22 protein-coding genes are annotated in these 20,700 nt (G+C 63.5%); 8 read left to right on the forward strand and 14 right to left on the reverse strand.

Going from position 1 to position 20,700, the window contains the following annotated elements; genetic code table 11:
* Positions 1–198 precede the first annotated feature (198 nt).
* Positions 199–666: an Lrp/AsnC family transcriptional regulator gene (locus dqs_RS15770; RefSeq protein ID WP_065341079.1), complete on the forward strand. Its 468-nt coding sequence runs from the start codon at positions 199–201 to the stop codon at positions 664–666.
* 269 nt (positions 667–935) lie between these two features.
* Here dqs_RS15770 and dqs_RS15775 read toward each other — a convergent pair whose 3' ends face one another.
* Positions 936–1,856 (reverse strand): hydroxymethylglutaryl-CoA lyase, encoded by a 921-nt coding sequence (locus dqs_RS15775; protein WP_065341080.1) that lies wholly within the window; start codon positions 1,854–1,856, stop codon positions 936–938.
* A 10-nt stretch (positions 1,857–1,866) separates the two neighbouring features.
* Positions 1,867–3,555: an AMP-binding protein gene (locus dqs_RS15780; RefSeq protein WP_065341081.1), complete on the reverse strand. Its 1,689-nt coding sequence runs from the start codon at positions 3,553–3,555 to the stop codon at positions 1,867–1,869.
* Positions 3,556–3,742: 187 nt separating this feature from the next.
* Between dqs_RS15780 and dqs_RS15785 the strand changes: the two genes are divergently transcribed.
* Positions 3,743–4,117: an endonuclease domain-containing protein gene (locus tag dqs_RS15785; protein WP_065341082.1), complete on the forward strand. Its 375-nt coding sequence runs from the start codon at positions 3,743–3,745 to the stop codon at positions 4,115–4,117.
* Between the two features lie 67 nt (positions 4,118–4,184).
* Here dqs_RS15785 and dqs_RS15790 read toward each other — a convergent pair whose 3' ends face one another.
* The 9 genes from dqs_RS15790 to dqs_RS20845 all read right to left on the reverse strand — a co-directional run bounded on the left by dqs_RS15790 (position 4,185) and on the right by dqs_RS20845 (position 13,350).
* Positions 4,185–6,185, reverse strand: coding sequence for an acetyl/propionyl/methylcrotonyl-CoA carboxylase subunit alpha (locus dqs_RS15790; RefSeq protein WP_065341083.1), 2,001 nt, complete (start codon positions 6,183–6,185; stop codon positions 4,185–4,187).
* A gap of 451 nt (positions 6,186–6,636) precedes the next feature.
* Complete coding sequence (locus dqs_RS15795; RefSeq protein ID WP_065341084.1) at positions 6,637–7,425, reverse strand: enoyl-CoA hydratase/isomerase family protein; 789 nt, start codon at positions 7,423–7,425, stop codon at positions 6,637–6,639.
* Positions 7,426–7,436: 11 nt separating this feature from the next.
* Positions 7,437–9,044, reverse strand: coding sequence for a carboxyl transferase domain-containing protein (locus dqs_RS15800; RefSeq protein ID WP_065341085.1), 1,608 nt, complete (start codon positions 9,042–9,044; stop codon positions 7,437–7,439).
* A 260-nt stretch (positions 9,045–9,304) separates the two neighbouring features.
* Entirely contained in the window at positions 9,305–9,715 is a 411-nt protein-coding gene (locus dqs_RS15805; RefSeq protein WP_157108201.1) for a hypothetical protein, read from the reverse strand.
* Between the two features lie 377 nt (positions 9,716–10,092).
* Positions 10,093–10,494 carry a hypothetical protein gene (locus dqs_RS20830; protein ID WP_157108202.1) on the reverse strand — a complete coding sequence of 134 codons (402 nt, stop codon included), beginning with the start codon at positions 10,492–10,494 and terminating at the stop codon, positions 10,093–10,095.
* 92 nt (positions 10,495–10,586) lie between these two features.
* Positions 10,587–11,276 carry a hypothetical protein gene (locus dqs_RS20835; RefSeq protein ID WP_157108203.1) on the reverse strand — a complete coding sequence of 230 codons (690 nt, stop codon included), beginning with the start codon at positions 11,274–11,276 and terminating at the stop codon, positions 10,587–10,589.
* A gap of 95 nt (positions 11,277–11,371) precedes the next feature.
* Positions 11,372–12,022: a DUF4145 domain-containing protein gene (locus dqs_RS20550; RefSeq protein ID WP_084018593.1), complete on the reverse strand. Its 651-nt coding sequence runs from the start codon at positions 12,020–12,022 to the stop codon at positions 11,372–11,374.
* Positions 12,023–12,100: 78 nt separating this feature from the next.
* The gene (locus dqs_RS20840) at positions 12,101–12,616 is read right to left on the reverse strand and encodes a hypothetical protein (RefSeq protein ID WP_157108204.1); all 516 of its coding nucleotides are present in this window, start codon (positions 12,614–12,616) and stop codon (positions 12,101–12,103) included.
* Positions 12,617–12,618: 2 nt separating this feature from the next.
* Entirely contained in the window at positions 12,619–13,350 is a 732-nt protein-coding gene (locus dqs_RS20845; protein ID WP_157108205.1) for a hypothetical protein, read from the reverse strand.
* A 613-nt stretch (positions 13,351–13,963) separates the two neighbouring features.
* Between dqs_RS20845 and dqs_RS15825 the strand changes: the two genes are divergently transcribed.
* Positions 13,964–14,254 carry a ribbon-helix-helix protein, CopG family gene (locus tag dqs_RS15825; protein WP_065341090.1) on the forward strand — a complete coding sequence of 97 codons (291 nt, stop codon included), beginning with the start codon at positions 13,964–13,966 and terminating at the stop codon, positions 14,252–14,254.
* Entirely contained in the window at positions 14,251–14,544 is a 294-nt protein-coding gene (locus dqs_RS15830) for a type II toxin-antitoxin system RelE/ParE family toxin (RefSeq protein ID WP_065341091.1), read from the forward strand. The genes dqs_RS15825 and dqs_RS15830 overlap by 4 nt, the downstream gene beginning before the upstream one ends.
* A 14-nt stretch (positions 14,545–14,558) precedes the next feature.
* Here the strand turns inward: dqs_RS15830 and dqs_RS15835 are convergent, their stop codons facing one another.
* Positions 14,559–15,248 (reverse strand): helix-turn-helix transcriptional regulator, encoded by a 690-nt coding sequence (locus dqs_RS15835; protein WP_065341092.1) that lies wholly within the window; start codon positions 15,246–15,248, stop codon positions 14,559–14,561.
* Positions 15,249–15,404: 156 nt separating this feature from the next.
* Here dqs_RS15835 and dqs_RS15840 point away from each other — a divergent pair, with 156 nt between their 5' ends.
* Together dqs_RS15840 and dqs_RS15845 are read left to right on the forward strand one after the other, a co-directional pair.
* Positions 15,405–15,773 (forward strand): VOC family protein, encoded by a 369-nt coding sequence (locus tag dqs_RS15840; RefSeq protein WP_065341093.1) that lies wholly within the window; start codon positions 15,405–15,407, stop codon positions 15,771–15,773.
* A gap of 713 nt (positions 15,774–16,486) precedes the next feature.
* A complete protein-coding gene (locus dqs_RS15845) occupies positions 16,487–16,684 on the forward strand; it encodes a hypothetical protein (protein WP_011766805.1) in 198 nt (65 codons plus the stop codon).
* 95 nt (positions 16,685–16,779) lie between these two features.
* Here dqs_RS15845 and dqs_RS15850 read toward each other — a convergent pair whose 3' ends face one another.
* Positions 16,780–17,952 (reverse strand): isovaleryl-CoA dehydrogenase, encoded by a 1,173-nt coding sequence (locus dqs_RS15850; RefSeq protein WP_065341094.1) that lies wholly within the window; start codon positions 17,950–17,952, stop codon positions 16,780–16,782.
* Positions 17,953–18,092: 140 nt separating this feature from the next.
* Between dqs_RS15850 and dqs_RS15855 the strand changes: the two genes are divergently transcribed.
* Positions 18,093–19,184: an AraC family transcriptional regulator gene (locus dqs_RS15855; RefSeq protein ID WP_065341095.1), complete on the forward strand. Its 1,092-nt coding sequence runs from the start codon at positions 18,093–18,095 to the stop codon at positions 19,182–19,184.
* 321 nt (positions 19,185–19,505) lie between these two features.
* On the opposite strand, the gene dqs_RS15860 is transcribed toward dqs_RS15855, so the two are convergent.
* The gene (locus dqs_RS15860) at positions 19,506–19,898 is read right to left on the reverse strand and encodes a SirB2 family protein (protein WP_065341096.1); all 393 of its coding nucleotides are present in this window, start codon (positions 19,896–19,898) and stop codon (positions 19,506–19,508) included.
* Positions 19,899–19,991: 93 nt separating this feature from the next.
* On the opposite strand from dqs_RS15860, the gene dqs_RS15865 reads away from it, so the two are divergent.
* Entirely contained in the window at positions 19,992–20,693 is a 702-nt protein-coding gene (locus tag dqs_RS15865) for a Crp/Fnr family transcriptional regulator (protein WP_011766809.1), read from the forward strand.
* The last annotated feature ends 7 nt before the right edge of the window (positions 20,694–20,700 follow it).

Raw genomic sequence — 20,700 nt, forward strand, 5'->3', positions numbered from 1 at the left:
CGCCTTCCCGGATCGGGGAAGGCGGTTTGCCGAGGCCTGTTGCGCGCCTTGTGGGCACCGGAAAATGCTACCGCCGGAAGCGCAGAAAGTGCTTCCTGTTTCTTTATGGATTTCGCCGCTGTAGAGAATATTTGTTTTTATTTTTCTCAAAATGAGGAATAGTCTTCCTCGCCATCAGACTCCCGTGGAAAACCTGCGATGAAGGAAGACCGCCTCGACGAGATCGACCGCAAGATCCTGCGCGAGCTGCGCAGCGACGGCCGCATCAGCAACCAGAAGCTCGCCGAACGCGTCGGCCTGTCGCCCACGCCGTGCTGGAACCGGGTGCGCGCGCTGGAAGCGGCGGGCATCATCACCGAGTACGTTGCGGTGCTGGACCAGCGCGCGCTCGGCATGCCGGACACGGTGATCATCGAAGTACAGCTGGAACGCCACGACGACGCGGTGTTCCAGGCCTTCGGCGACGCGCTGGTGGAATTGCCGGAGGTGATGGAGGCCTACCTGGTGACCGGCGAGTACGACTACCTGATCAAGGTGGCGGTGTCAGGCACCGAGGGTTATGAGCGCTTCCTGCGCCAGAAGCTGTACAAAATCCGCGGGATACGGCACAGCCGGTCGACATTTGCACTGCGGTGCTTGAAGCGGGCGCATTCGGTGGTGCCGTAGGGAGGGAGTTCGATCGGCGGAGAACGGTTTTGCCCCTCCCCCTTCAAGGGGGGCGGAACCGGGGTTTCGGCAAGCATGCTTGCCGCCGGTGTAGCGGCGAGGCGAAGCCGAGACTACCGGTTGGGAGGGGGATGGGGTTACGGTCAGCGCCTACCAACCCCATCCCCACCCCAGCCCGGGAGTCTCCGCTTCGCTCCGCCGCTCCGGCGGCGCAGAGCGGCGCTCTGCGAAACCCCGCCTACGCCCCCTTGAAGGGGAGGGGGAAAAGCTCAGGACACTGCCCCGCGCTTCGCCAGCACCGCCCGCGCCACCCTCGACGCCGGCTCGCGCCCCAGGTGCGCGCTGATCCAGGCGGCGGTATCCACCAGCGCCGCCAGCCCGACGCCCGTCTCCACCCCCAGCCCATCCAGCAGCCACACCACATCCTCGGTTGCGACATTGCCTGACGCCCCGGCGGCATACGGGCAGCCGCCCAGCCCGCCGACCGACGCATCGAACACCGCCACCCCCATCTGCAGCGAGGCGTGGATGTTGGCGATCGCCATGCCGTAGGTGTCGTGGTAGTGGCCGGCGAGTTGCGCCACCGGCACCCGTTTCATCACCGCTTCCAGCATGCGGGCGATGCTCGCCGGGTTGCCGCTGCCGATGGTGTCGCCGAGCGAGATCTCGTAGCAGCCCATCTCCAGCAGCGTGGCGGCCACGTCCGCCACCGCCTGCGGTGCGATCGGGCCCTCGTAGGGGCAGCCGGCGACGCAGGAGACATAGCCGCGCACCTTCACCCCGGCCGCGCGCGCCGCCTCGGTGACCGGGCGGAAGCGTTCCAGCGATTCGGCGATCGAGCAGTTGATGTTCTTCTGGCTGAAGGACTCGCTCGCCGCGCCGAACACCGCCACCTCGATGGCGCCGGCGGCGAGCGCGGCTTCGAAGCCCTTGAGGTTGGGGGTGAGCACCGGGTAGGCGACGCCCGGCTTCGCCGCGGCGAGCACGCGCGTTAGCACCTCGGTGTTGTCGCCCATCTGCGGCACCCACTTGGGCGACACGAAGGAGGTGGTCTCGATCGCCTTCAGGCCGGCGGCTTCCAGCCGGCGGATGAGTTCCACCTTGGTGTCGGCGCTCACCAGCTGCTTCTCGTTCTGCAGCCCGTCGCGCGGGCCGACCTCGACGATGCGCACGGCATTGGGCAGGGTCATCGCTCGCTCCTCACGCGGTCTTCGCTTCGTCCAGCGCCAGCTCGCGCTTCATCTGCTCGCGGATCTGGAATTTCTGGATCTTGCCGGTCACGGTCATCGGGAAGCTGTCCACGAACTTGATGTAGCGCGGGATCTTGTAGTGCGCGATCTGGCCCTGGCAATAGGCGCGCACGTCGTTGGCGGAGAGTTCCGCGCCTTCGCGCAGGATGATCCAGGCGCACAGCTCCTCGCCGTATTTCTGGTCGGGCACGCCGACCACCTGCACGTCGAGGATCTGTGGATGGCGGTAGAGGAATTCCTCGATCTCGCGCGGGTAGATGTTCTCGCCGCCGCGGATCACCATGTCCTTGATGCGGCCGACGATGTTGCAGTAGCCCTCGTCGTCGATCACCGCGAGGTCGCCGGTGTGCATCCAGCCGGCGGCGTCGAGCGCTTCCTTCGTCTTCGCCTCGTCGTCCCAGTAGCCGAGCATCACCGAATAGCCGCGGGTGCACAGTTCTCCCGGCATGCCGCGCGGCACGATGCGGCCGTCGTTGTCGATGATCTTGACCTCGCAGTGCGGCTGGATGCGGCCGACGGTGGACACGCGCCGCTCCAGCGGGTCGTCGGTGCCGCTCTGGAAGCTCACCGGCGAGGTCTCGGTCATGCCGTAGGCGATGGTCACTTCCTTCATGTGCATCTTGTCGACCACCCGCTTCATCACCTCGATCGGGCAGGGGCTGCCGGCCATGATGCCGGTGCGCAGCGCGGACAGATCCGCCGCGGCGAAGTCGGGGTGGTCCAGTACCGCGATGAACATGGTCGGCACGCCGTAGGCGGCGGTGCAGCGCTCCTCCGCCAGCGTCTTCAGCACCGCCTGCGGCTCGAAGGCCTCGGCCGGATACACCATCGTAGCGCCGTGGGTGAGGCAGCCGAGATTGCCCATCACCATGCCGAAGCAGTGGTAGAGCGGCACCGGAATGCAGACGCGGTCCCCCGCCACCAGCCGGATCGCCTCGCCGACGAAGAAGCCGTTGTTGAGGATGTTGTGGTGCGACAGCGTGGCGCCCTTGGGATTGCCGGTGGTGCCGGAGGTGAACTGGATGTTGATCGCTTCGTCGAACTGCAGCTTCTCGCCGAGCAGCGCCAGCGCGGTGAGTTCGTCGCGCGTGGGCGGCGCGAGCAGGTCGTCAAAATTGAGCATGCCGGGCGTTTTTTCCGCGCCCATGCGGATCACCATCTCCAGCGTCGGCAACTTGTGGGCACGCAGCAGGCCGGGTTCGCAGTGGCCAAGTTCGGGCGCGAGGTCGGCGAGCATTTCCAGGTAATCACTGCTCTTGAACGCCGGCGACAGGATCAGCGCGCGGCAGCCCACCTTGTTCAGCGCGTATTCCAGCTCGCTGCGGCGATAGGCCGGGTTGATATTGACCAGCACCAGCCCCGCCTTGGCGCTGGCGAACTGCGTCAGCGTCCATTCCAGGCGGTTCTGCGACCAGATGCCGATGCGCTCGCCCGGCTGCAGCCCGAGCCGCATCAGCCCGCAGGCCAGCGCATCGACCTTGTGCTTGAGTTCGGCGTAGGTGAGGCGGACGTTCTGGTGGCGGACGACAAGCGCTTCACGCTCGGCATGGCGAGCGCAGGCTTCGTCGAAGTAACGGCCTATGGTCTGGCCGATGAGGGGCTTTTCGGACGCGCCGTGGACGTAGCTCGGGGTGGTCATGTGGTCTCCTCTTCTCGTGTGTCGTGTGTGTTTGCTGCAGCCGGTCTTGCCGCCGGCCTTTCAGAGATTCGCCGACCTGAACCCCCTCCCCTTCAAGGGGAGGGTTGGGGTGGGGATGGGTCGTGCGCCGCTTGAGGCAGGGTCGCAGGTAAAATTGCCAATGTCATTTTCAGTAACAGCCCACCCGATGCACGGCCAATCCTCCGATTCCACTGCCTTCGCCCGCCACCTGCGCACCGACGCGGCAACCGACGCCGAACGCACACTCTGGCGGTGCCTCCGAGGCACCCAACTCGGCGTCAAATTCCGTCGCCAGCATCCGTTCTCCGGCTTTGTGTTGGACTTTGTGTCGTTCGAGGCGAAGCTGGTGATTGAACTGGACGGCGGGCAGCATATGGAGCGAACCGACTACGACGATGCCCGCAGCAAAGTGCTTCAGGAAGCGGGCTTCCAGGTGATCCGGTTCTGGAACCATGAGGTGTTTCAGGAGCCGGAAGCGGTGCTGGAGCGAATCAGGCTGGTCATTGAAGACCGGCGTGCAATGCCGAATCGCCGTGACTGACCCATCCCCACCCCAGCCCTCCCCTTGAAGGGGAGGGAGCAAACCCTCTCTCACCGAATCCGGTAACTCACCCCGCCACCTCAAACTCCACCAACTCCGCCCCATCCCCCACCTGATCCCCCACCACAAATCGGAAGGCCTTCACCGTCCCCGTCGCCGGCGCGGTGATCGTGTGTTCCATCTTCATCGCCTCCAGGATCAGCAGCGGGGCGCCCTTCTCCACCTTGGCGCCGGCTTCGGCGAGCAGCGCGATCACCTTGCCCGGCATCGGTGCCAGCAGGCCGCCTTCGGCGCCGCCGCCTTCACCCGCGTGGTGCAGCGGATCGACGCTGGCGAGCTGCCAGCTGCGGCCGTGCAGGAAGATGTGGCGCTTTTCGCCGGCGGCGATCACGGTGGCGTCCATGCGGGCGCCATCGAAATCGACGTGCAGCAGGCCGCGCGGGTTGAGTTCGCCGCGGGCGGACACCGTGTTGCCGTCCACCGTCAGCGCAAAGCCGTTGGCGCGGTAGGACACGCTCACCGTCTGCTGCGCTTCGCCGGCGCGGAACACCAGGTTGCGGCGCGCCGAGGCGTTCATCCGCCAGCCGTCGCGCGCATGCCAGGGCGACAGCGGATCGCGGCCGCGCTGCGCCTTTTCTTCACCATAGCGGCGGTCGCGCAGCAGTTCGGCGAGCGCGGCGACCTGCCAGACTTCCGCGGGAATCGCGTCGCCTTCGGGGAAGAGATAGGCGCGTTCGCGCTCGATCAGGCCGGTGTCGAGGTCGGCGGTGGCGAAGGCGGGGCAGGCGGTGAGGCGCGACAGGAATTCGATGTTGTTGGCGACGCCCACCACCCGGTAATCCGCCAGCGCCTGCAGCATGCGGGCCAAGGCGCGGTCGCGGTTGATATCCCAGACGATGAGCTTGGCGATCATCGGGTCGTAGTGCGGGCTGATCTCGTCGCCCTCCTCCACGCCGGTATCCACCCGCACATGCAGGCCCTCCGCCGGCGGCGCCAGATGCACCAGCTTGCCGGTGGAAGGCAAAAAGCCCTTGGCGGGGTCTTCGGCGTAGATGCGCGCTTCCAGCGCATGGCCGCGGATCTGCAGCTGCTCCTGCGCCAGCGGCAGCTTTTCGCCGGAGGCCACGCGCAGCTGCCACTCGACCAGGTCCAGCCCGGTGATCATCTCGGTGACCGGATGCTCCACCTGCAGCCGGGTGTTCATCTCCATGAAGTAGAAGCTGCCGTCCTGGTTGGCGATGAACTCCACCGTGCCGGCGCCGACGTAACCGACCGCCCGCGCCGCCTCCACCGCCGCCTTGCCCATCGCCGCGCGGCGCTCCGCCGTCATGCCCGGCGCCGGCGCTTCTTCCAGCACCTTCTGGTGGCGGCGCTGCACCGAGCAGTCGCGCTCGAAGAGGTACACGCAGTTGCCGTGGCTGTCACCGAACACCTGGATCTCGATGTGGCGCGGGCGGGTGATGTACTTCTCGACCAGCACATGGTCGTCGCCGAAGCTGGAGATCGCCTCGCGCTTGCACGAGGCCAGCGCGTCGATGAAGTCCTCGCTCTTCTCCACCAGCCGCATGCCCTTGCCGCCGCCGCCCGCCGCGGCCTTGATCAGCACCGGGTAGCCGATGCCGTCGGCCTGCCGGTGCAGGAAGGCGGGTTCCTGGTTGTCGCCGTGGTAGCCCGGGGTGAGCGGCACGCGCGCCGCCTCCATCAGCTTCTTGGCCTCGGACTTGGAGCCCATCGCGCGGATCGCCGACACCGGCGGGCCGATAAAGACGATGCCCTCACGCTCGCAGGCTTCGCAGAAATCCTCGTTTTCCGACAGGAAGCCGTAGCCCGGATGGATGGCCTGCGCGCCGGTGGCCTTGGCCGCGGCGATGATGCGGTCGATGACGAGATAGCTCTCGCGCGCCGCCGCCGGCCCGATCAGCACCGCCTCGTCGGCCAGGCGTACGTGGCGGGCGTTGGCGTCCGCCTCGGAATAGACGGCGACCGTCTTGATGCCCATGCGGCGGGCGGTCTTGATGACGCGGCAGGCGATTTCACCGCGGTTGGCGATCAGGATCTTGTTGAACATTGGTTTGTCTCCAGCCAGTTCTTTTGTTTCGTGTGGGGCAGCGGGCGGCTCTTCACCCTTCCGTGAGGGACAGCTTTTCGGGGGAGCGCTGCCGACTCAGCGAGATTGGGCCGATGCTGTTTACCCCCTCCCCTTCACGGGGGTGAAGCAGGGGTTTCGGCAAGCACTGCTTGCCGCCTGTCGAACGACGGAGCGCAGCGGAGGCTCCCGGGTTGGGTTTCTGGCCCCCTCCCCTTCAAGGGGAGGGTTGGGGTGGGGATGGGGTTAGCGCGACACTAAAGGCAGTTTGGCGCTCAACCCAACCCCATCCCCATCCTGTCCTTCCCCTTGAAAGGGGAGGGACCTTCTAACCCGCGTCGCGCGCGCTCAACCGGCTGCGAGGCGTTTTGCCTCCTCCCCCTTGAAAGGGGAGGAACAAAACCCCGCGCGCTCCACCGCCGCGCTGTCGCTCTCACCCCCCCGGCACCCACTCCGCCGGCCGCTTGCCCAAAAACGCATCCAGCCCTTCCCGCGCCTCCGGCGTCGCTCTCAACTCCGCGATCCGCCGCGCCGTGTCCTCCACCACCTCATCCCCCACCGGCCGATTCGCGACCGCGCGGATCAGCGCCTTCGCCGCGGCCTGCGACTTCGGCCCGCCCTGCAGCAGCGCCCCCACGATCTCTTCCACCTTGGCATCCAGCGCGTCACCTTCCGCCAGCTCGTGCGCCAGCCCCAGCTCCACCGCGCGCGCAGCGGAAATCCGCTCCGCCGTCTGGAAGTAGCGATACGCCTGGCGTTCGCCGATGGCGCGGAGCACATAGGGACTGATTGCCGAGGGGATGATGCCGAAACGCACTTCCGAGGTCGCAAACACCGCCTTGTCACCCGCCACGCAGATGTCGCAGGCCGATGCCAACCCCATGCCGCCGCCCAGCGCCGCGCCGTGCACGCGGGCGATGGTCGGCTTGGTCAGCTCGGCGATCACCCGCAGCATGCCGGCGAGCTTGCGCGCGTCGGCGAGGTTGTCTTCCAAGCTGGCCGCGCCGGCGGCCTTCATCCAGTTGAGGTCGGCGCCGGCGGAAAAGCTCTTGCCACGCCCGGCCAGTACCACCGCGCGCACGCTGTCGTCCGCATCCAGCGCGCGAAAAGCGGCGGTGAGGTCGGCGATGAGCTGCGCATTGAAGGCGTTGTGCACCTCGGGGCGATTCATCCATACCGTGGCGACGCCGCCGTCGCGCAGGATTTCCAGGGTTTCGTACATGTCGCCTCCCCTTACATCCGGAACACGCCGAACTTGGTCGGCTGGATCGGCGCGTTCAAGGCCGCGGACAGGCTCAAGCCAAGGATGCGGCGCGTCTGCGCCGGGTCGACCACGCCGTCGTCCCACATGCGCGCGGTGGCGTAGTAGGGATGGCCCTGCACTTCGTACTGGTCGCGAATCGGCGACTTGAAGGCGTCTTCCTCCTCCTTGCTCCAGCTGCCGCCCTTGGCCTCGATGCCGTCGCGGCGCACGGTGGCGAGCACGCTGGCGGCCTGTTCGCCGCCCATCACCGAAATGCGCGCGTTGGGCCACATCCACAAGAAGCGCGGCGAATAGGCGCGACCGCACATGCCGTAGTTGCCGGCGCCGAAGCTGCCACCGATCAGCGTGGTGATCTTGGGCACCTGCACGGTGGCGACCGCCGTCACCATCTTGGCGCCATCCTTGGCGATGCCGCCGTTCTCGTACTTGCGGCCGACCATGAAGCCGGTGATGTTCTGGAGGAACAGCAGCGGAATGCCGCGCTGGCCGCACAGCTCGATGAAGTGCGCGCCCTTCTGCGCCGATTCGCCGAACAGGATGCCGTTGTTGGCGACGATGCCCACCGGGTAGCCGTAGAGCTGGGCGAAGCCGCACACCAGGGTGGTGCCGTAGCGCGCCTTGAATTCGTCGAAGCGCGAGCCATCGACCACGCGGGCGATGATCTCGCGCACGTCGAAGGGCTTGCGGGTGTCGGTGGGGATGATCCCGTAGATCTCTTCCGGGTCGTACAGCGGCTCTTCGCCCTGCCCCAGCGCCAGATTCACGGGTTTGCTGCGATTCAGATTGGAGACGATGCGGCGCGCCAGATACAGCGCGTGGGCATCATTTTCCGCCAGGTGATCGGCCACGCCCGAGAGCCGCGTATGCACGTCGCCGCCGCCCAGGTCTTCCGCGCTCACCACCTCGCCGGTGGCCGCCTTCACCAGCGGCGGGCCGCCGAGAAAGATGGTGCCCTGGTTCTTGACGATGACGGTTTCGTCCGACATCGCCGGCACGTAGGCGCCACCGGCGGTGCAGGAACCCATCACCACCGCGATCTGCGGAATGCCCTTGGCCGACATGTTGGCCTGGTTGTAGAAGATGCGGCCGAAGTGGTCGCGGTCCGGAAACACCTCGTCCTGGCGCGGCAGGAAGGCGCCGCCCGAATCCACCAGATAGACGCAAGGCAGGTTGTTCTGCTCGGCGATCTCCTGCGCGCGCAGGTGCTTCTTCACCGTCATCGGGTAATAGGTGCCGCCCTTCACCGTGGCGTCGTTCGCCACGATCATGCACTCCACGCCCTGCACCCGGCCGATGCCGGTAATCACCCCGGCCGACGGCGCCTCGTTGTCGTACATGCCGTGCGCGGCAAGCTGGCCGACTTCGAGGAAAGGCGTGCCCGGATCGAGCAGATGATCGACACGGTCGCGCGGCAGCAGCTTGCCGCGCGCGGTGTGCTTGGCCCGCGCCGACTCGCCGCCGCCAAGCGACACCTCGGCCGCCTTGGCGCGCAGATCCTCGACCAGCCCGCGCAGGCTGGCGGCATTGGCCTGGAAGTCCGCCGCGCGGGTGTTGATGCTGGACTTGATGGTGCTCATGTCTCCCCGTCCCTTGTTGGTTTGCGCGGCGGAACCTGCGTGAGGGTGCGGGAACCGCCGCTGGCGGATGCGCGTGGGCGCGTCCGCTTACGGATGGGGGAAGACTAGACCTTTGGGGGGGATAAGGGGGGACAAGGGGGTTGCAAAATGCGCCACGACTGCTGAGGAAGCCAAGTGATACCGAGCGATCTTTACAACCCGCCCGGCGTCACTCCCGTCTAGCGCCCTTGCGACCTATCGTCCCGGGATGTGTAACCCGACTACGGGAAAAGCAGGAACAAAAAGTAGAAGCCAATAATGCTTGTTAGACAAATGGTTCCTAGCGTATCCGCCATTTGCAGTAGACGATTCAGCCACTCGGTCCGCTCGCTCTTCAATGCGACCTTCGTCAAAACGACGTAGGCCGTACATAGCAAGACCGGGCCATCCCTCAGCATCAACTTTAGTGTGGGCAACGCAAACGCGAGCGGTGCAATCTCAAGCAGGCGCCCGTGCAACGAGCGCAAAACGAACAAGCCGCTTAGCACCAACAGAATCAGGATCAGGCGTCGCTTGATACTCAGACTTGGGAAGCGGTCGTCGAGTGTCCGCTCCAAACCATAGCCCGCGGCCTCAAGCAAACGATTGGCTTCCGCCTGAACCTCAGGATCATGGTGTCTGGGTGACTTCATTGTTTTGGCCGAAAAGACGAGGGGCTCGAGTCTCGCTGAAGGAAACCTTCCCCCCGAATTCCAACGTGTGCAGACCTGGTTCGATCGGAGCGACCTGCCCTACGGGATGACGACAGACCTTCCCGTCGCGTTTGATCGCACCGCATTGACCGCCGTTGTCATCTACGACCGCGAAGTATGTTTTCCCATCTGGCGAAGGAGAGGCGTCACCGCGAAGGTGTCCGCCGCCGCAGCCAGAAAGGGCTAGCAAGGACAAAAAGAGCGGTGAGAGCTCTAGGTAAACGGCTAACGTGGAGGTAAGCGGACTGCCGCGACGGGCTGCAGAGAAAAAGCCAAGGCGGGTGTTCGGCAGATCCCCTTGACCGCAGGGCTAGGGGTCATAGGCTGGAGAAATAGGCTCTGTTTTTTATAGCTGCTGGCTCAAGCGTTTTGAGTAAAGCGGAAGCGCTTTTCTTGAAAGGCAACCAACACGGATGACTCATGGCTTCTTGATTCGCAGACACTGAGGTTGCTCCAGCAAGCACCGATTTAGGGATGTTGTTGAGAGTGGCAAGGAAGCTTTGAATCTCTTGTTTTTGATCTTCACTCAGATAGCTGCAGGAGCTAGTGATCGCCGCGTTGCCATCTGTGTTCAGATCAGAGACCAATTCCCAGGCGACGTTGTAATTGCCCCATGCATTGCATAGCTCGACGGGTTCCATAGTCATGACTTCGAGCCACTGCAAAAAGTTGTGCAGACTGTATTCGAAGCTTTCTTCAGGAGTGATTACGTCGGCCATGCCGCACTGACCCCTAACGTAGAAATAACCGGCGGGGAAAAGCGCAGCTTTTTCCCGTCCAGCGACCGAAGGGAGCGGGGTTGATTGACGGGTTAGGCGTCGAGGCACGAGAAGCCGGCGAACTTGCTTTCATATTGACATGTACGTTGGTGAAACTCTTTCATGAATCGTAACGCGGTCACGACCACCCAACGCGTGGCGGCCGCACTCATGCTTCTCATTGTGACAAAGTCAGCGCCGGCGTCGGGGAATGGGCTAAGTTCGTACTTCCCCGACAGAACCTCGATCATGTCGACCGTTCGCTGGCGGTCTGGGTCCCAAGTGGGTTTATAGTGAACAAGGGCGTTTCTCAACTCGACGAGAGCCCAGGCGTCTTTGAAGGGTTGCGCTTGCTCGTCTAGTTTCGGTTGCCCAAGCATCTCGAGGGCAATCTGGTACTTCTCAAGTGGAGGCTTCCATTCGATACCACGGCGTCCCCAGAACTGTGATTCGAAGTCGGGGAGTTTTTTCCTCAATGGACCATGTGGATCAATGAAGCATTCATTAATATGGGCTTCAATTGACGCAGCTGCGGACATAATGCAACCACTGCCGTAAGATCGAATGTCTTCGAAGAACGGGCCAAACTCTCTTCCGAAATTTGCTGCCTCCAGACTTGCTACTTGGTCTCGAAACGTAGTGGCGGCCTTCATGTGTTGCCAGGCGAAACTCGCGATGACTCTGCCAGAAGCCTGAACGTTGAGTCCCAGCGGTGATGCGACCGCAATGTGAGCGTGGCTCATTGACACTGTTACCTTGGGCAGGGGGGGCGACGGCTAACGTCCGAAATCACAGGCGCTGCGCGGCTTCATCGCGCAGCGTCCGGTGGATTGATGGGTTAGCCATCGCGCTTCTCGATGCCACGCAATGCACCTTCTGGCAACGCCCCGTAAAGAGCTGCAATGCGCTTCGGTTCGGCGATTCGATTATCGATAATGAGATTCGTAAGGCCGAAGAGTGCAGAAACGATCTCGGGATTGTCATCGACTAGCAGCTCTCCTGGATGAACCGCGTTATTGCCTGTCACGCGGACAACATCCAATGCCTGTTGAATCTGAATAGGCAGGCCCTTCTTTACCAGAGCGCCTATATCAGCATTGATGTTTTCGCCCGGTTCACCAAGATGTTTGCACAATTTTTGGATCGCTAGACGCAATAGAGCCGCCGCCCCACGAGGGGACAATTTGCAGATGTTCCGTGCTTCAAGATAGTCCGCCTTTACGTCATCAGGCATGTCTTCATGCGGCAGTGGTGCGTTAGCCATTCCAAAAGGCCAAAGCATGTATGAGTTGTATTCGTTAACAAACCAGACAACTCGACCTTGGCAGTGAGTGCATGTCGCAATGTGCAAGTCATTGTCTTTGTAGCCATGAGCGCCGTTGCTCATACGCACAGCCTCTTTTGCTTCTTTCCACCAGAAGCTCGCGTACACGTCGCAATGCGGGCAGGTAAAGGCTGCTTTCTTGAATTCGGGAGGTTCGTATTTCATGCGTGCCTCGTGTATGGCTAACGTGATAGCTAACCGGCGCGCCGCCGATAAGGCGGAGCGTCAGGGTTGAGCGGCGGGTTAGCCCTGTCGCTTGAGGGTTTCAAGGTGCTTCTGGCCATCGACGGACACCCGCATGAACCTCAATGAACCAACCTTCCTGGTTTGGAACATGAGCTTCTTTTCGCCAAGTCGCTTGAGGCATAAAGATGGGTTAGACAGCTTAATGCCATGGTCCTTGAGGGAGTTATTAACTTCCGATGTCTTAAAGTCATTCTCCGGCGACTGGGACTGAACATAACGAGCGGTAATGAGAGCTTTGTCTAAGTCGGTAATGTCTGCGCGAAAGTTATGCATCCATTCGCCGAAGCTGGCGGGTGGTTGCTCTTCTTTGCTGGTCAATTGTTGAGAAGCGGGGGATTCGCCGGTTTCAGCCGGGGCACCCTCTGACCCTTCCTCCCGCTGTTGCGTGCGAAGTCCCACAGTTTCAATAAGTGTCTCAAGCTGCTGTATCTGTCTCTCTACAAATGCTTCGGAACCCTCGATTTCGACTTCGCCTGTTTTGAGATTTAATTTGAATTTCGCGGTCTCACTCATACTTATGTCCTCAGGTTAGATTTGTAGAGAAGTTCTTCTATTGTTGCCCGATAGTCCAAGATAATTCCTTCGATGCTCTTCCTGCTGGCGTTGTAGTAGATTTTGTGCGCAGAGAAGTTGCCGATCTTCCTGAAAGTCTCGAGGCTCTCGCGCGTGTTGCGTGACAGCGCGAGTGTTTTATTTGTTTCAGCATCGTCGATGATTGAGTTCAATTGCTTGAACTGACCAGTTGCGTCCTGAATCACCGATTCAATCTTCAATTCTTGATACGAGAGGATAAGCAGAATCTCAAGAAGTCGCCGCATTAGTACGGCGCAGCCGTCGAAAATGTTGTTTTCGTAGGAGGCATTTACTTGCCTTATGAGAGATTTGATGAACGCTCGTTCCTTCTGGAGCAATAGCTCAGGAATAACGGAGTCATGCGACATCACCTCTTCGGACTTCTTTCGGATATCTGGAAACTCGGCATCTAGCGTTTCCACTGTCGAAGGATGAACCTTAAATGACTGAGGGGCACCAGCCGAAACAAACATGCGGGACTTCTTCAGTGCGGCCGCGAGGCGGCTCGTGTTTGGACGTGAATAACCCAGCTTGACTAGACTGTCTGCTATGCCGGTTACCGTGAATGATGCCTCGTCGTGATTTCTCAACTGATAGAAGGCAAGAAGTACTGTGCGCCGAAGCTCGGTTTGCTTCGAGAATTCACATTTGGCCAAGTACTCGGTAAGGTTCATCGTAAGGGCTAACGTGTTGTAGACGTCAAGTCTGACGTATAAACCCGAAGCATGACGTATAAGAAACTTCACACTGCATAGCAAAAGCCACGCTGCGCGCGAAAAGCCGCCCACCCTTGACGCATATTCCACACTCGCTGATCTGGCAAACACGTCAGATGACGAACCTTTGGGCCAGGCATCAACGGCTACATCGCCTCGCGTAGCAATCAATAACTACACGGCTCGCCCCTACACCCTGCCTGATGGAACATCTCCACGTGGCACACGGGTGCCTCGTGGACGCAGACCAAAGGGCCGACGCGTCCTCCATGAACGCCGCCACCATCCGCCTTCATGATGAATTCAAAGCCCCGGTCGCGGAGGCAGCACCCGGGAACGATCTCGCACAATTTCTTGCTGGAGGCGAGCGCTCGGGAAAGCCCCGCCCGCCTCACGAATCCCCCCGCGCCTCAGCCGTTCGGAAACCTCGCCGTCTTCCCGGCGGTAGCGAATCGCCTCGCTTGGGAGCCAGATGAACGGATAGCCTGACTGTACCCACACCTGCCCACACCCTCGCATGTATCACACCTGTGCTACATTGATCTCAGGCTAAACGACCGGAGCGACCTTCATGAGCACCACGACCATACGACTGCCAGATGAACTCAAGGCCCGTGTCGCCGAGGCAGCCAAGCGTGCGGGAACGACCTCCCACAATTTCATCCTGGAGGCGATTGCGGAAAAGGCCGAGCAGGCCGAAGCTCGCGCCGGGCTGGATGCAGAAGCTGAACAGCGCTACGCCCGTATCGTCGAATCCGGGCAGACGATTCCGTGGGACGAGATGCGGCGATATCTGGAAGGCCGCGCCGCAGGCACGTCGGCGCAGCGGCCCACCGCGCGAAAGCTGGCGCAAGATCGGTGACGCGTATCGAACTGGCGCCCGAAGTCGCCGACGATTTCGAGCGGATACTCGACCATCTGGATCACTATCGAGCGAACGATCCCGCCGCACGGATACGCGAGATCATCGATGCCATTGGCGTGCTAGCGAGCAATCCCCTTATCGGCCGTCCGACCGATAACGACAACCGTGAGTTGGTAATCGGACGCAGATCGCACGGCTACCTGGCCCTGTATCGCTATGTGGCGGGGATCGATACGGTATTCGTACTGGCCGTGCGCAGCCAGCGGGAAGCCGGCTTCGAGCGATAGGTTCAACCACCGCCTCAGCAATCCCCCCGCGCCTCCGCCAGATACTTCCCCCACAGATGCCCATACCGGTCATCGAAGCGCTCCTCGCCTAACTCCACCGCTTCGATCCTATCCACCCGAAACGTCCGGAACCCCTGCCGCAGTTCGCACCACGCGCCCAGCGTCCAGCAGTGCCCCCAGAACACCAGCCCCAGCGGCCATAGCGTGCGCTCAGACACCTCGCCGTCTTCCCGACGGTAGCGCACCTGCACCTTCTGGCCTTTTTCCATGCCGGTGCGCAGCAGCGTCATCGGTTCGCGCAGCGGTTCCGGTTGCATGAAGGCGGGGGCGCAGAAGCGCATTTCGCTGCCGGCGATGCGTTCTTCCAGCGCGCGCGGCAGCACGGCTTCGATGCGCGCCATGGCTTGAGCGGCGGCTTTGCCGAGGGCGGGGTCTGCGTAGGACTGGACGAGCTTGGCGCCGATGACGAGGGCTTCGAGTTCGTCGCCGGTGAACATCAGCGGCGGCACCTGGTAGCCGCGGCGCAGGCGGTAGCCGACGCCGGCTTCGCCATCGATGGGCGCGCCGGAGCCGATGAGGTCGGCGATGTCGCGGTAGATGGTGCGTTCGGAGACTTCCAGCGCTTCGGCCAGCGCCCGCGCGGTGATGACGCGGCCGTTGCGCAGCATGAGGATGATCTGGAACAGGCGGTCGGCGGGACGCATGGGCGGTGTCGGTGCGGAGAGGATGACGGACGGCTCACCTTAGCACGCTGGCGTGGTGTGGCCGCCGGGTCTGCTGACACCACGTTGTCAGGAGGGGGTGCCGACAATGCGCCTGTCTGCTGCATTTCGCGGCGGAGACTTTTCAGGAGCCCTGACATGAACAACCCGATTTGCTGGTTCGAGCTGCCCACCGTGGATATCGAGCGCGCGGTGCGCTTTTACGAAAGCGTGTTTGCGGTGACGCTGCGCCGCGAGGTGTGCGGTGGGCACCCGATGGCGATCTTTCCGTATGCCGATCCGCAGCCGTCCGGCGCGCTGGTGCAGATGCCGCAGCTGGCGCCGCGCGACAACGGCACGCTGGTGTATCTGAATGGCGGAGAGGACCTGAACCTGGTGCTGGAGCGGGTGAAGGCGGCGGGCGGCGAGGTGGCGATGGAGAAGACCTCGATCGGGGAGGAGATCGGGTTTATTGCGTTGTTCATGGATAGTGAGGGGAATCGGGTGGGGGTGTATTCGAGGCACTGAGGAGTTTTGTTTGGGGGGGCGAACCCCATCCCCACCCCAACCCTCCCCTTGAAGGGGAGGGAGAAAGACAGGCCAACCCGGGAGTCTCCGCTTCGCTCCGCCGCTCCGGCGGCGCAGAGCGGTGCTCTGCGAAACTCCACCTACGCCCCCTTGAAGGGGAGGGAGAAAGACAGGCCAGCCCGGTAGTCTCCGCTTCGCTCCGCCGCTCCGGCGGCGCAGAGCGGTGCTCTGCGAAACTCCACCTACGCCCCCTTGAAGGGGAGGGAGAAAGACAGGCCAGCCCGGTAGTCTCCGCTTCGCTCCGCCGCTCCGGCGGCGCAGAGCGGTGCTCTGCGAAACTCCGCCTACGCCCCCTTGAAGGGGAGGGGGAAAGACAGGTCTGCTCGGGAGCCTTCGCTTCGAAGGGGCAAGCCAGCGCCGGCCGGAGCGTCGCCGCGGACGATCATTTCTTGTTCGTCTTTACGCAGAAAAACCAATAGCGCCCTGCCCGCCCAGTCAATTCAATGAAATTTCATTCATATTGACCTTGGATATTCGGGAACACTTCTTGCGCCTATTCCAACTGACCGCGATTTAACGAGGAACCCCAGGCAGTTCTGCTGTCGTGTGCAGCACAAAAAAGCCAACACGCGCACGACAAATGACAAACACCTCGATCATCGCGGCCGTGGCTGCAATAGATGACATTCCTTCATCCAACAGGTGAGACTGACATGAATGAGTTCTATGTTGAAAAGCGTGCCAATGAAAACGATGCGCATGTGGTCCATAAGGGCAACTGCCCGTCCCTGCCGGAAATGAGCAAGCTGCATTTCATCGGCGTGCGCAATAACAGCTCCGCGCCGCTGCGGGAGGCTGCGCATTACTGGTATTCGGCTTCTGCGCCCTGTCCGGTGTGCATGGCGGGCTGACGAAAAATACGGGCGCATTGCTGCGCCCGTATTGGTTTGCGGCGGGTCGATCAACAATTCGTTGATCGACCCGTTGCCCGCTCGCTGTTACGTCATCAAGCCGTTTCGGCAAACAATTCCCGCCCGATCAGCATCCGGCGGATTTCGCTCGTGCCCGCGCCAATTTCATACAGCTTGGCATCGCGCCACAGCCGGCCGGTGGAATATTCATTGGTATAGCCGACGCCGCCCAGCGTCTGGATTGCTTCGCCCGCCATCCAGGTGGCCTTTTCCGCCGAATACAGGATCGCGCCGGCGGCGTCCTTGCGCAGCGTGCGGGCGTGGTCGGTGCGGTCGCAGGCCTGGCCCACCGCGTACACATAGGCGCGGGTCGCCATCCAGGTGGAGTACATGTCGGCAAGCTTGCCCTGCATCAGCTGGAATTCGCCGATGCTCTGGCCGAACTGCTTGCGCTCGTGCAGGTAGGGCACCACCACGTCCATGCAGGCGGCCATGATGCCCAGCGGGCCGCCGCACAGCACCGCGCGTTCGTAGTCCAGCCCGCTCATCAGCACTCTGGCGCCGTTGCCAACGCCGCCCAGCACGTTCTCTTCCGGCACCTCGACGTCGTCGAAGAACAGCGGGAAGGTGTTGGAGCCGCGCATGCCGAGCTTGTCGAGGTGGGTGCCGTGGCTGAAGCCCTTCATCCCCTTCTCGATGATGAAGGCCGTCATGCCCTTCGGGCCGGCGTTGATGTCGGTCTTGGCATAGACCACCAGGGTGTCGGCGTCGCCGCCGTTGGTGATCCACATCTTGCTGCCGTTGAGCACGTAGCGGTCGCCCTTCTTGTCGGCGCGCAGCTTCATGCTGACCACGTCGGAGCCGGCGTTGGGCTCGCTCATCGCCAGCGCGCCCACGTGCTCGCCGGAGATCAGCTTGGGCAGGTATTTCTGCTTCTGCGTGGCGTTGCCGTTGCGGCGGATCTGATTGACGCACAGGTTGGAATGCGCGCCGTACGAGAGGCCCACCGAGGCCGAGGCACGCGACACTTCTTCGAGCGCGATGATGTGGGCGAGGTAGCCCATGGCGCTGCCGCCGTATTCCTCTTCCACCGTCATGCCGTGCAGGCCGAGGTCGCCCAGCTTCTTCCACAGGTCGGCGGGGAATTCGTTGTTCTGGTCGATGGCGGCGGCGCGCGGCGCGATTTCCTCGTCGGCAAAGCGCTTCACGGTGTCGCGCAGGGCTTCGATGGTTTCGCCGAGGTTGAAGTCCAGGCTGGGAATGTTCATCGCGTGTCTCCTCGTTCTGTAGGGTGCCCGCCGCGGCGAAGGCACGGCGGGACGGATGGCCCGAGCGTAATCCAGCCCTTGGCGCAACGGGCGCCAAGATGGTTGCAAATCCTGCCGCCTCGGCTAGCATCGCCCGCAGCATGAAAACCGCCCTCGCCCCTACCCTCGCATTGCCGGTCGGCCCCGGTGTCGATCCGACGCGCGGCGCCGCTGCCACGCCCATCGCCTTCATCCGCGCCATCGTGGATGCCTATCGCGGCTACGGCACCGATCCGGCCAACGCGCTGCGGCTGGCACAGATTACGCCGCAGCGGCTGGCCGACGACGGCGCCCACGTCACCGCGCTGCAGCTGGAGATCATGTCCGCGGTGGCGATGCAGGAACTCGACGACGAAGCCCTGGGCTGGTTCTCGCGCCGCCTGCCCTGGGGCAGCTACGGCATGCTGTGCCGCGCCTCGCTCGGCGCGCCCGACCTGGGCGTGGCGATCAAGCGCTGGTGCCGCCACCACCGCCTGCTGACCGATGACGTGCTGCTGCACCTCAAGGTCACCAAAAGCGCCGCGACGATCACGCTGGAACGGCGACTGGAGCCGCCCGCACTCACCGCCGGCATGCGCGAATTCTGCTGCGTCACCCTGCTGCGCTACCTGCTCGGCTACGCCTGCTGGGCGGTGGATTCGCGCATTCCGCTGCAGGCTGCGCACTTCCCGTATCCGCGGCCGGGGCACCACGCGGTGTATCCGCTGCTGTTCGCCGGGCCGGTGGAGTTTGACGCCGACTGCGCCGGCATCCGCTTCGACCCGCAATACCTGACGCTACCCATCCGGCGCGACGAACGCGCACTGCGCACCATGCTGCAACGCGCGCTGCCGCTCACCGTGCTGCAGTACCGCCGCGACCGCCTGCTGGTGCAGCGGGTGCGCGAGCTGCTGCGCACGCTCACCCGCGACGGCGGCGGCGAATCGCTCACCGCCGACAGCGTCGCCGCGCACCTGCACCTGTCCGCCCGCACCCTGCACCGGCAACTGCAGGAAGAGGGCGCGGCGCTACAGCAGTTGAAGGACGAAGCGCGCCGCGAACGCGCCATCGAACTGCTCAACCGCAGCAACCGCCCGGTGAAGCAGATCGCGCTGGCGGTGGGGTTTCGCAATGAGAAGAGCTTTGCGCGGGCGTTCCGGGAGTGGACGGGGGAATCGCCGAGCGGGTTTCGGGGGAGACGGGCGGGGGAGTGAGGTTTGTTCCCACCCTTCAAGGCGTTGGGGGGACGTAGGTTTTGTCCCCTCCCCTTCAAGGGGAGGGTTAGGGTGGGGATGGGGTCAGCGCCGGGCGGACTATGGCGCCTCTCCCGGACCGGCCACTGGTAAGGGAGGAGTCGGGCGTAGTGAGCGCTGAATTCAACCCCATCCCCACCCCTACCCTCCCCTTGAAGGGGAGGGAGCAAATCGGCCGCCCCCGGAGTCTCCGCTTCGCTTCGCCGCTCCGGCGGCGCAGAGCAGTGCTCTGCGACACCCCGCCTACGCCCCCTTGAAGGGGAGGGAATAGAACCGCGTGTCCTACCCCGCCACCCCCGCCAGATACCCCGCCGGATTCCGCGTCAGCGCCACCGACACGATCCACGCAAACACCGCCAGCGCGCCCACAAACGCCACCGCCCTCACGCCCTGCGTGCGCCCGCGCTTCAGCGCCACCGTGCCCAGCCCGATGTACGCCAGCAGCCCGACGATCTTTGCCGTTATCCAGGTGGAGTGCGGCGGGTACTGGCTGCTCATCACCGCCAGCGCGATTGCGCTGGCCAGCAGCAGGGTGTCCACCACGTGCGGCAGCACCCGGACGGGCAGCCAGCGCGGCAGGCCGCCGCGGGCGAGTACCCATAGCCCGCGCAGCAAGAACCCGAGGCCGCTCAGGGCGACGCAGAGGAGGTGGATGTGCTTGATTGCCATGTACATTCGATCGTTCTCCGGGGGGATGCGGCGGTGCCGCGGGCGGGTGCCAGGGGCGATGGGCTAGAATCCAGACATACCCACAACAGGCTTGCCCCGATGGCCGGAGACCTTCCCCAACCTTCCCCCGCCCTGATTGCGCAGCTGCGCCAGGTGCCGCTGTTTTCCGAACTCGCCGACGAGGATATCGCAAGCATCGCCCGCCACAGCCGCGAGCGCAGCGTGGCGCGCGGCGAGATGCTGTTCCAGCGCGGCGACACGCCGCGCGGCTTCTTCTGCGTGCTGCGCGGCCAGATCAAGCTGGCGTTTTCTTCGGCCGCCGGCAACGAGAAGGTGGTCGAGGTGATCGGTGCCGGGCAGAGCTTTGGCGAGGCGGTGATGTTCATGGAGCGGCCCTACCCGGTGTTCGCCGAGGCGCTGATGGACAGCACGCTGCTGGCGATCGGCCAGGAGGTGCTGCTCGGCCAGCTCGACGACAACCCGCGCTTTGCGCGCAAGCTGCTGGCGGGGCTGTCGATCCGGCTGCACAGCCTGGTGCGCGACGTGGAGACCTACACGCTGCGCTCCAGCATGCAGCGCGTCATCGGCTACCTGCTGCAGCAGACGCCGGAAGACCTCGACGCCGGGGAATGCCGCATCGACCTGCCGACCAGCAAGCAGGTGATCGCCTCGCGCCTCAACCTCACGCCCGAAACCCTGTCGCGCATCTTTCACGACCTTGCCGAGGCGCGGCTGATCACCGTGGCGGGCAAGCGCATCACGCTGCACGACATCCGCCGCCTGCGCGCGCACGAAGGCTGATCCGCGC

The organism is Azoarcus olearius (genome assembly GCF_001682385.1).
GTDB lineage: Bacteria > Pseudomonadota > Gammaproteobacteria > Burkholderiales > Rhodocyclaceae > Azoarcus > Azoarcus olearius.

Coding starts and splice junctions, on each gene's coding strand:
- dqs_RS15785 (WP_065341082.1), top strand. CDS start 3,743: ATGCACGGCCAATCCTCCGATTCCACTGCCTTCGCCCGCCACCTGCGC.
- dqs_RS15795 (WP_065341084.1), bottom strand. CDS start 7,425: ATGTACGAAACCCTGGAAATCCTGCGCGACGGCGGCGTCGCCACGGTA.
- dqs_RS20840 (WP_157108204.1), bottom strand. CDS start 12,616: ATGAGTGAGACCGCGAAATTCAAATTAAATCTCAAAACAGGCGAAGTC.
- dqs_RS20550 (WP_084018593.1), bottom strand. CDS start 12,022: ATGAAATACGAACCTCCCGAATTCAAGAAAGCAGCCTTTACCTGCCCG.
- dqs_RS15840 (WP_065341093.1), top strand. CDS start 15,405: ATGAACAACCCGATTTGCTGGTTCGAGCTGCCCACCGTGGATATCGAG.
- dqs_RS15845 (WP_011766805.1), top strand. CDS start 16,487: ATGAATGAGTTCTATGTTGAAAAGCGTGCCAATGAAAACGATGCGCAT.
- dqs_RS15805 (WP_157108201.1), bottom strand. CDS start 9,715: ATGAAGTCACCCAGACACCATGATCCTGAGGTTCAGGCGGAAGCCAAT.
- dqs_RS15825 (WP_065341090.1), top strand. CDS start 13,964: ATGAGCACCACGACCATACGACTGCCAGATGAACTCAAGGCCCGTGTC.
- dqs_RS15775 (WP_065341080.1), bottom strand. CDS start 1,856: ATGACCCTGCCCAATGCCGTGCGCATCGTCGAGGTCGGCCCGCGCGAC.
- dqs_RS15835 (WP_065341092.1), bottom strand. CDS start 15,248: ATGCGTCCCGCCGACCGCCTGTTCCAGATCATCCTCATGCTGCGCAAC.
- dqs_RS15850 (WP_065341094.1), bottom strand. CDS start 17,952: ATGAACATTCCCAGCCTGGACTTCAACCTCGGCGAAACCATCGAAGCC.
- dqs_RS15790 (WP_065341083.1), bottom strand. CDS start 6,185: ATGTTCAACAAGATCCTGATCGCCAACCGCGGTGAAATCGCCTGCCGC.
- dqs_RS15770 (WP_065341079.1), top strand. CDS start 199: ATGAAGGAAGACCGCCTCGACGAGATCGACCGCAAGATCCTGCGCGAG.
- dqs_RS20830 (WP_157108202.1), bottom strand. CDS start 10,494: ATGGCCGACGTAATCACTCCTGAAGAAAGCTTCGAATACAGTCTGCAC.
- dqs_RS20835 (WP_157108203.1), bottom strand. CDS start 11,276: ATGAGCCACGCTCACATTGCGGTCGCATCACCGCTGGGACTCAACGTT.
- dqs_RS20845 (WP_157108205.1), bottom strand. CDS start 13,350: ATGAACCTTACCGAGTACTTGGCCAAATGTGAATTCTCGAAGCAAACC.
- dqs_RS15780 (WP_065341081.1), bottom strand. CDS start 3,555: ATGACCACCCCGAGCTACGTCCACGGCGCGTCCGAAAAGCCCCTCATC.
- dqs_RS15865 (WP_011766809.1), top strand. CDS start 19,992: ATGGCCGGAGACCTTCCCCAACCTTCCCCCGCCCTGATTGCGCAGCTG.
- dqs_RS15800 (WP_065341085.1), bottom strand. CDS start 9,044: ATGAGCACCATCAAGTCCAGCATCAACACCCGCGCGGCGGACTTCCAG.
- dqs_RS15855 (WP_065341095.1), top strand. CDS start 18,093: ATGAAAACCGCCCTCGCCCCTACCCTCGCATTGCCGGTCGGCCCCGGT.
- dqs_RS15860 (WP_065341096.1), bottom strand. CDS start 19,898: ATGTACATGGCAATCAAGCACATCCACCTCCTCTGCGTCGCCCTGAGC.